This window comes from Actinomyces polynesiensis (assembly GCF_000820725.1).
Classification (GTDB): Bacteria; Actinomycetota; Actinomycetes; order Actinomycetales; family Actinomycetaceae; genus Pauljensenia; species Pauljensenia polynesiensis.
In genome coordinates, this window is the sequence record NZ_CCXH01000165.1 from 1 (window position 1) to 7,728 (window position 7,728).

Below are 7,728 nucleotides of genomic sequence, written 5' to 3' on the forward strand. Positions count from 1 at the left end.
AGGTCGTCGTTGTAGCGTCGGCTCTGGGGCATGCATCCACCGTAGCGCGTGCGACGGTGGGCAGGAGGCGCCGGGCCGGGTAGCGGCGCAGGTGGGGGACCGCTGCAGCTCGGGGAGCCGGGCACCCGCCCCGGTCCGCCATCCCGGGCGGGGCCCCGGTCCCGTGACGTAGTGTGACCCCATGTCCAAGCCCTTCCTCATGCTCACCTCCCGCGACGACGAGGTCGTGGCCGCCGATGAGGCCGAGGCGCTGCCCCGCATCGGCGGACTGGCTCCCGGCGAGGTCGTGCGCGTCAGGCTCGAGCGTGAGCCCTTCCCCGAGATCGATCCCCGGGACTGGTCCGGGGTCATCCTGTGCGGGTCCCCCTTCGACGCAGGTGCGCCGGAGGAGCGCAAGCCGCAGCTCCAGCGTGACATCGAGGCCCGACTCGACCGCTTCTTCGACATGGCCCTGGACCGGGGCGTCCCCTACCTGGGTCTCTGCTACGGGCTGGGGACGCTCACCCGTCACCTGGGGGGATCCCTCGACACCGACCACGCCGAGGAGATCTCCGGACCGGAACTGCGCCTGACCCCGGCCGGTCACGACGACCTGCTGCTGGAGGGCGTGCCCGACGTCTTCCACGGGTACGTGGGGCACCACGAGGCCGCCTCGACGGTGGCGCCCGGGGCGACCCTCCTCGTGACGAACGACGCGACCCCGGTCCAGATGGTGCGCGTCGGGGAGCGGGCCTGGGCCACGCAGTTCCACCCCGAGCTCGACCTCGCCGGCATCCTCGTGCGCATCAACGAGTACGCCGACCGGGGGTACTACCCGCCCGAGGAACGCTCCCGCATCGAGGAGGGCGTGCGCTCGGTGGACGTCACCCCGGCCCACCGGGTGCTGTCGAACTTCGTGCGGGAGTTCCGCAGGTCCTGAGCTGCGGGACGGCTCCTCCTGCATGCATCCCACGTCCCCGGGGACGCGGAACTCACATGTCCCGCCCGGAGTCCGGCGTGACACAGTACGCGCGTCGGGAGAACGGGGGTGACGGACGTGTTCGGGATCAACGGAGCCGAGTTCCTCGTGATCCTCGTGGTCGCGGCACTGGTCCTCGGCCCCGAAGGGATCGTCCGGCTGCTCCGGTCGTTCCGCGCCCTCGTCCGGGCGGCCCAGGGGATGGAGCGCGCGCCTGCGCGAGGAGGTCCGGGACGGGACGGAGACCACTCCGGCCCCGCGGACCACCGGTCCCGTCATCGACCTGGGCGAGTACGACCCCCGCGAGGTGCTGCGCCGCGCCGTGCACGAGGAGATGGCGGCCTGGACCGCACAGGTCGCGGGAGCCACGCACCCATCGGGCGCCCCCTCGGGCGAGGTCCGGAGCGGGGCCGGTGGATCCCGTCCCGCCGGATCCCGTGACGGCGGTCCGGCGCCGGTGCCGACACGTCCCGCGTCGCCCCCGCCCCCACACATCCAGGGAGACCCATGAGACCCGTCCACTACCTCGTCCTGCTCATCGTCATCCTCATCCTCTTCGGTGCCTCGAGACTGCCCGACATCGCCCGGTCGATCGGCAAGTCGGCCCGGATCCTCAAGCAGGAGCTGCGCGCACTGCAGGAGGACGACCGCACCGACGTCCGGCAGTCGGCGTCCCCGGCCGTGCAGCAGGCGCCGGTTCCGCCGGTCGTGTCCCCGGCCGTGGAGCAGGGCTCCACCCCGGCGAGCCCGGTCACCCCGGCCGTGCAACCGGACGGCTCTCCGACGACCTCGACGACCCCCGAGGACCCGGGCGTCGATCCCGGTCGGCGGTGAGCCCCAACCGTCGCGCCAATCCCGAGCAGCGGATGGCGCTGCTCGATCACGTGGGGGAGCTGCGAAGACGACTGGTCCTGGCCGTGGCCGGCATCGCGGCCGGAACGGTCGTGGGCTGGTTCTGCTTCGACCCCGTGATGGGTTTCCTGCAGCGTCCACTCCGTGACTTCGCGGGGGCGGACACCCAGCTCAACTTCCAGACCATCGGGGCAGCCTTCGATCCCAGGGTCACGGTGGCGGTGTGGATCGGTGTCCTTGTGTCGAGCCCCTGGTGGATCCTGCAGATGGCGTTGTTCGTCGGCCCGGGCCTGCGCCGCACCGAGCGGATCCACGTCGCCGCCTTCGGAGGGGCGGGGATCCTCCTCATCCTGCTCGGCGCCTTCTCGGGCGTACTGGTGGTTCCGAAGGCCGTCGAGGTACTTCTCACCTTCGTCCCCGACGGCGCCGCCACCCTGCTGCGGGCCGACGCCTTCGTCTCCTTCAGCATGCGGGTGGTCCTGGCCTTCGGGCTCTCCTTCCTCGTGCCCGAGGTCCTGGTGGGACTCGGTTTCACGGGTGTCCTGCGCGCGCGCGACATGATGGCGGCCTGGAGGTGGGTGGTGGTCGTGTGCTTCACCTTCGCAGCGGTCGTCAACCCACTGCCCAGTCCGGTCCCGATGATCATCCAGGCGCTCGCCCTCGTCGCCCTCTACCTGGGAGGGGTCGGCATCTGCTCGTGGCACGAACGCCGGGTGAACCGTGCCCGCACCGGTGCGGCCACGCCGTCGGGAACCTCGGCCGACGGCACCTGAGGAAGGGGCCGCCCCCGCCTGCCCCGCGACATCCACCCCGGCACCCGCGTCCTCCTGGGACACGTGCCCCTGCGCCCGGCTCCGGGGTCTCAGCGGGCCGCGCGCGCGGCGGCCTCGGCCACAGCCAGTCCCTCCAGCAACCGGCGCACCGAGGCGACGCGTGAGGCGCGGCGAGCCGCCTCCTGCGGGTCGACCGGGTCGAAGGGACCGGTGCCCTGCGCCCAGGCGTCCAGCGCACATGACGGCTCACCTGCCAGGTGCGTGCACATCGGCAGGCACCAGGTCGCGGCCTCCGCGACGTCCGGGAAGACCGCCAGCACGTCGGAGGGCTGCACGTGCCCCAGACCGAAGGAGCGCACGCCGGGGGTGTCCACCACCCACCCGCCCCCGGGCAGCTCGAAGGCCTCCGCGGAGGTCGAGGTGTGCCGACCCCTCCCCGTGACCGCGTTGACCACACCGGTGGCACGGTCCGCCCCGGGCACGAGCTCATTGATCAGCGTCGACTTGCCCACCCCGGAGTGCCCGACCATCACGGAGAAGCGTCCCCGCAGCAGGCCGGCCAGCTCCTCCACGCCACTGCCGTGGCCGTCGTGCCAGGACGTCGTCACGACCCTCAGCCCGAAGTCCCGGTACTGCGCGGTGAACGGGGCGGGATCGGCGAGGTCGGCCTTCGTCAGGCACAGGACCGGCTCGAGTCCGGCCTCGTAGGCCGCCACCAGGCAGCGGTCCACCATGCCCGTGCGGGGCGGCGGGTCGGACAGCGCGACGACGACGACCATGACCTCGGCATTGGCGACGATGACCTTCTCCCCGCGTTCCCCCGGTGCGTCCTCCAGGGAGCGGCGCAGCACCGTGGTGCGGTCCTCGACCCGCACGATGCGGGCCAGCGTGTCGGGACGTCCACTGAGGTCCCCCGTGAGGCGGACCCGGTCGCCCATGACCACCGCTCCGCGACCGAGTTCGCGGGCGCGCACGGCCTGCAGTCGCAGGTCGCCCCCGGTCACCACGCCGTAGCGCCCCCGGTCGATGGACACGACACGCCCGAGGGGGCGTTCGGACCAGTCGGGGCGCACCTTGGTGCGCGGACGCGAACCGCGACCGGGGCGGACCCTCACACGGGGGTCGTCGGTGCCGGTGTCGCGGCTCATGCGGTGGTCCCGTGGGGGACGAGCATGGCCCTCCACAGGTGGGGGAAGTCCGGCATGGTCTTCGCCGTGGTCTCCACGTCCTCGACCTCGACCCCCGGCACCGCCAGGCCGATGACGGCGGCGAAGGTGGCCATGCGGTGGTCGGCGTAGGTGCGCAGGCGCGCCGCGTGGAGCGGGGCCGGGCGGATCTCGAGGCCGTCGGGCAGCTCGCGGGCATCACCGCCCAGGCGCGTGATCTCCGTGGCGAGTGCCGCCAGTCGGTCGGTCTCGTGGCCGCGCAGGTGGGCGATCCCGGTGATCCTGCTGGGCGTCCGCGCGAGGACGGCGAGGGCGGCGACCGTGGGGGTGAGCTCCCCGACGTCGGAGAGGTCGGCCTCCAGGCCCCGGATCCCGTCGCGTCCGGGTCCGGCCACCTGCAGTCCCCGTTCGTCGAGGGTGACCTCGGCGCCCATGCGGGTCAGGAGGTCACGCCAGGCGTCGCCCGCCTGGGTGGTGGAGGCGGGCCAGCGGGGGATGCGCACGGTGCCCCCGCACACGAGGGCGGCGGCGAGGAAGGGACCCGCATTGGACAGGTCCGGGTCGATGCCGGCGTCGCCCCCGTGGGGGCGTCCGGGGGCCACGGTCCAGGAATGCGTGGCGGCGCCCTCGTCGACCTCGGCACGGACCTCCACGCCGCGTCCGCGCAGGGCCTCCACGGTCATCGCGATGTGGGGCAGCGACACCACCCGTCCGGTGGCGCGCACCGTCACGGGGCCGTCCATCAGCGGGGCCGACAGGAGCAGCGCGGACACGAACTGGGAGGAGGCCGAGGCATCCACCGTGACCTCCCGCGGGGCGCCCGGCAGCGGGAGGGCACCCGCACCGGAGACCTGGAAGGGCAGGAACCCGGGCGCACCCAGGTAGGTCGTGTGGGCCCCCCAGGCGTCCAGCGCGTCCAGGACGGGCCGAACGGGCCTGACGAGGGCGGACTCGTCCCCGAGGAAGGTGGTGGTGCCCTCGGCGAGGGCGGCCAGGGGCGGCAGGAAGCGCAGGACGGTCCCCGCCAGCCCGCAGTTGACGGTGGTCCCGCCGCGGGGGTGGTCGAGCGGCTCCACGAGGAGGTCCCCGGTGCAGGGCTCCCGTGAGATCCCCGCACCCAGGGCCTCCAGTCCCTCGGCCATCAGGTGGGTGTCCCGGGAGTCGAGGGCGCCGTGGAGGCGACCGGGGGCATCCGCAATGGCGGCCAGGAACAGTGCGCGGGCGGTCTCGGACTTGGAGCCCGGCACCTCCACGGTCGCGGCGATGGGGCCCCAGGAGGAGGGTGCGGGCCACCAAGTCGTGCCGTCCGCGGACCCGGTGGCGTCACCCGCGTCCCCGGGGGAGGTGGGGAGCGTGTCACCCATGTCCGTCACTCCTGGTACACCCGCTGGGCGTCCTCCCAGGCCTGGGCGCGCACCTGCTTGAGCTCCTGGCGCTGGGCCCTGCGGTTGCGGCAGCTCCACCCGACGGAGGGCCGGCCCTCCCGGTCGGTGGAGGCGATGAGGAGACCGCCGAAGAGGGCGAGGGAGCGGGTGAGGCCCCGGCGCAGGAGGCGGCGCTCGTCCCGGGAGGAGGCCGTCCACACCGGGTTGTTCACCACGGCCAGCGGGACGGCCAGCGTGGCGAGGACGGCCGCGGAGGTGCGTGTCCCCCTGCCGAGTGCCAGGGACAGCCCGGCCAGCGTCGTGACACCGCCGACGATGCGGGTCGCGAGGCGCAGCTGGTCCTCCTCGGGCTCGATGCCGGCCCGCTCCAGGAGGGGGGTGAGGACCTGCACGCGCTCGACGTGCGGGTCGGGGTCCCGCACGGCCGAGATCCCGTCGGCGATGAAGGGCGCTGCGAGCAGGGGCCTGGCAACCATCCGCAAGATGTTCATGCCCCCATTGTCCGACGTGGAACGCCGCGGGGCGAGCCGATGGAACAATTCCGGACGGGAGGACGTTCCAGTGAGCATGGAATCCAGCCCCCGGGAAGCCGGGGGTGTCGCCCTCGTCCCCGTTCCCGGGAGCGGGGGGACACCCACCGCCACGTCCCTCCCACCCGCGTCCGTCCGCCCCGCTCCCGACCTCCTGCGCGCCGCATGCGCGCTCGCGGCGCTAGCCTTGGGGGCGATGGACACTGCCGCAGCTGACCGCTCCGACCTCGACACGCGCTTCGAGGCCGAGGCACTGCCCCTGCTCGACCAGCTCTACGGGGCGGCCCTGGGCATGACGCGGAACCCGACGGATGCCGAGGACCTCGTCCAGGAGACCTTCGCGAAGGCCTACGCCAAGTTCGGGCAGTACAGGCCGGGGACGAACATCAAGGCCTGGCTCTACCGGATCCTCACGAACACCTTCATCACGCAGTACCGCAAGGTGCAGCGTTCCCCCAAGCGCGCAGGCACCGACACGGTCGAGGACTGGCAACTGGCCGACGCCGCCTCCCACGACGGGCGGGGGCTCCGCTCCGCGGAGGCCGAGGCCCTGGACCACATGCCCTCCTCCCAGGTCCGCCAGGCCCTGGAGGAACTCTCCGAGGAGTACCGCATGGCCGTGTTCCTCGCCGACGTCGAGGGCTTCAGTTACAAGGAGATCGCCGAGATCCTGGACGTGCCCATCGGCACCGTCATGAGTCGCCTGCACCGCGGTCGCCGGATCCTGCGCGAGAAGCTGGCGGACTACGCCGCCGAGTACGGGATCGGGGGTGCGAGGTGAGCTGCTCCGAGGACCCCACCTGCCAGGAACTCCTCGACCACCTCTACGAGTTGGTCGACGGGGACGAGGAGGCCCTGGACGCACGCTCGCGCGCCCTGCTGGCCGCCCATGTCACGGTGTGCCCGTCCTGCCGTGACGCCCTCGACGCCGAGCAGCACGTGCGTGAGCTCCTGCGCCACTGCTTCTCCGCCCGGGCGCACGCCCCGGCCGAACTGCGTGTGCGCGTGGTGCGGATGACGACCCGCACACGCACTGACTGACCCACACCGGCACTGACCGACGCACCCCGGGGCGTCGCCCGTTCCCGGGGTCCGATCAGGGGAAGCCCGGATGGTGCCCGGGCGGACGGTCGCCTTGGATGGGGGTGGGGGCACCTCCCCGGTCCGGCACGGCACCAGGCACGTGCCCGGCAGCGTCCGGTCGACCACGTCCGGGGCACCGTGACCCGGACCCTCTCCGACGGGACGGCAGGACGATGCGCAGATCAGTGGCGGTGGTGGCGCTGCTCCTCGTGGGCGGGGTCGGGACTCCCCGCAGGTACCACGAGGCCTGGGCCGAGGACTACCACGAACGCTTCGACGACCCCCGTCTGCAGGTGGTCGCCCTGGCACTGCTGGCGCCCTCGGGGCACAACATGCAGCCCTGGCGGGTGCGTCTGGACCCGGACGACCCCTCCGCCATGGAGCTCCTCACGGACAACCGGACCCGTCCGACCTCCCGGCCTCCCTGGAGCGGAATCTGGTGGCGCGTGTGGAGGTGACACGGGGAGCCGCGGAAGAGGGGCCGTGGGAGAACCCGGAGTACGCGGCGATGTTCGCCTCCGACACGAACCGCGCCGCCTTCGCCGACCGGGCGGTCACCGCGGCGCAGACCGTGGACCTCGTGGACGCCGCCACCCGCGCGGGCCACCTGCCCGGTGTCGCGTCGGTGGAGGTCGAGGTGCGCGACTCGCCCGGGGACCTCGCGGAGATCGCGGCCCTGGCCCGGCGCGGGACCGACATCGAGTCCCGGCTCGCACCTGCGGGGGCGGAGACCGCTGCCGTGTTCCGCTCCGACGAGCGCCGGAAGAACGCCGCACGCTTCGGCTTCTCGGTGGAGGGGCAGGGGACGTCCGGGGTGTCGATGTACCTGACCCAGGGCCTGGTCACCCTGGTCCCGGGGCTGCTCTCCGCCGATGCGCAGGCCGACCGGCTCCGGAGGTCGACCCGGGAGGCCCTGGCGCACACCCCGGCGTTCCTGGTCGTGAGGACCCCGGACGACACGCCGGCCGGACAGGTCGCCGC

10 protein-coding genes are annotated in these 7,728 nt (G+C 73.3%); 7 read left to right on the top strand and 3 right to left on the bottom strand.

Annotated elements, in window-relative coordinates; genetic code table 11:
• The first annotated feature begins 181 nt into the window (after positions 1–181).
• The 3 genes from TA90_RS07180 (at position 182) to tatC (ending at position 2,583) form a co-directional block, all read left to right on the top strand.
• Positions 182–919, top strand: coding sequence for a glutamine amidotransferase (locus TA90_RS07180; RefSeq protein ID WP_043535408.1), 738 nt, complete (start codon positions 182–184; stop codon positions 917–919).
• A gap of 546 nt (positions 920–1,465) precedes the next feature.
• On the top strand, positions 1,466–1,792 hold the full coding sequence (gene tatA / locus TA90_RS07185) for a Sec-independent protein translocase subunit TatA (protein WP_043535409.1): 327 nt from the start codon (positions 1,466–1,468) through the stop codon (positions 1,790–1,792).
• On the top strand, positions 1,789–2,583 hold the full coding sequence (gene tatC / locus TA90_RS07190; RefSeq protein ID WP_231550693.1) for a twin-arginine translocase subunit TatC: 795 nt from the start codon (positions 1,789–1,791) through the stop codon (positions 2,581–2,583). Before tatA ends, tatC begins: the two co-directional genes overlap by 4 nt.
• 89 nt (positions 2,584–2,672) lie before the next feature.
• Here the strand turns inward: tatC and rsgA are convergent, their stop codons facing one another.
• From rsgA to TA90_RS07205, 3 genes are read right to left on the bottom strand one after another with little or no spacing between them, the layout of a single operon-like run.
• On the bottom strand, positions 2,673–3,731 hold the full coding sequence (gene rsgA, locus TA90_RS07195; RefSeq protein WP_043535411.1) for a ribosome small subunit-dependent GTPase A: 1,059 nt from the start codon (positions 3,729–3,731) through the stop codon (positions 2,673–2,675).
• The gene (aroA, locus tag TA90_RS07200; protein WP_082031546.1) at positions 3,728–5,113 is read right to left on the bottom strand and encodes a 3-phosphoshikimate 1-carboxyvinyltransferase; all 1,386 of its coding nucleotides are present in this window, start codon (positions 5,111–5,113) and stop codon (positions 3,728–3,730) included. Before aroA ends, rsgA begins: the two co-directional genes overlap by 4 nt.
• A 5-nt stretch (positions 5,114–5,118) precedes the next feature.
• Complete coding sequence (locus TA90_RS07205) at positions 5,119–5,625, bottom strand: DoxX family protein (protein ID WP_043535412.1); 507 nt, start codon at positions 5,623–5,625, stop codon at positions 5,119–5,121.
• A gap of 235 nt (positions 5,626–5,860) precedes the next feature.
• Between TA90_RS07205 and TA90_RS07210 the strand changes: the two genes are divergently transcribed.
• The 4 genes from TA90_RS07210 to TA90_RS07225 all read left to right on the top strand — a co-directional run.
• Entirely contained in the window at positions 5,861–6,445 is a 585-nt protein-coding gene (locus TA90_RS07210; RefSeq protein WP_043535419.1) for a sigma-70 family RNA polymerase sigma factor, read from the top strand.
• Positions 6,442–6,705: a zf-HC2 domain-containing protein gene (locus TA90_RS07215; protein WP_043535413.1), complete on the top strand. Its 264-nt coding sequence runs from the start codon at positions 6,442–6,444 to the stop codon at positions 6,703–6,705. The genes TA90_RS07210 and TA90_RS07215 overlap by 4 nt, the downstream gene beginning before the upstream one ends.
• Before the next feature lie 215 nt (positions 6,706–6,920).
• A complete protein-coding gene (locus tag TA90_RS07220) occupies positions 6,921–7,205 on the top strand; it encodes a hypothetical protein (RefSeq protein WP_147513420.1) in 285 nt (94 codons plus the stop codon).
• Positions 7,202–7,728, top strand: a 527-nt coding sequence (locus TA90_RS07225) for a hypothetical protein (RefSeq protein WP_197067866.1), incomplete at its 3' end; no start/stop codon positions are given. The genes TA90_RS07220 and TA90_RS07225, both read left to right, overlap by 4 nt.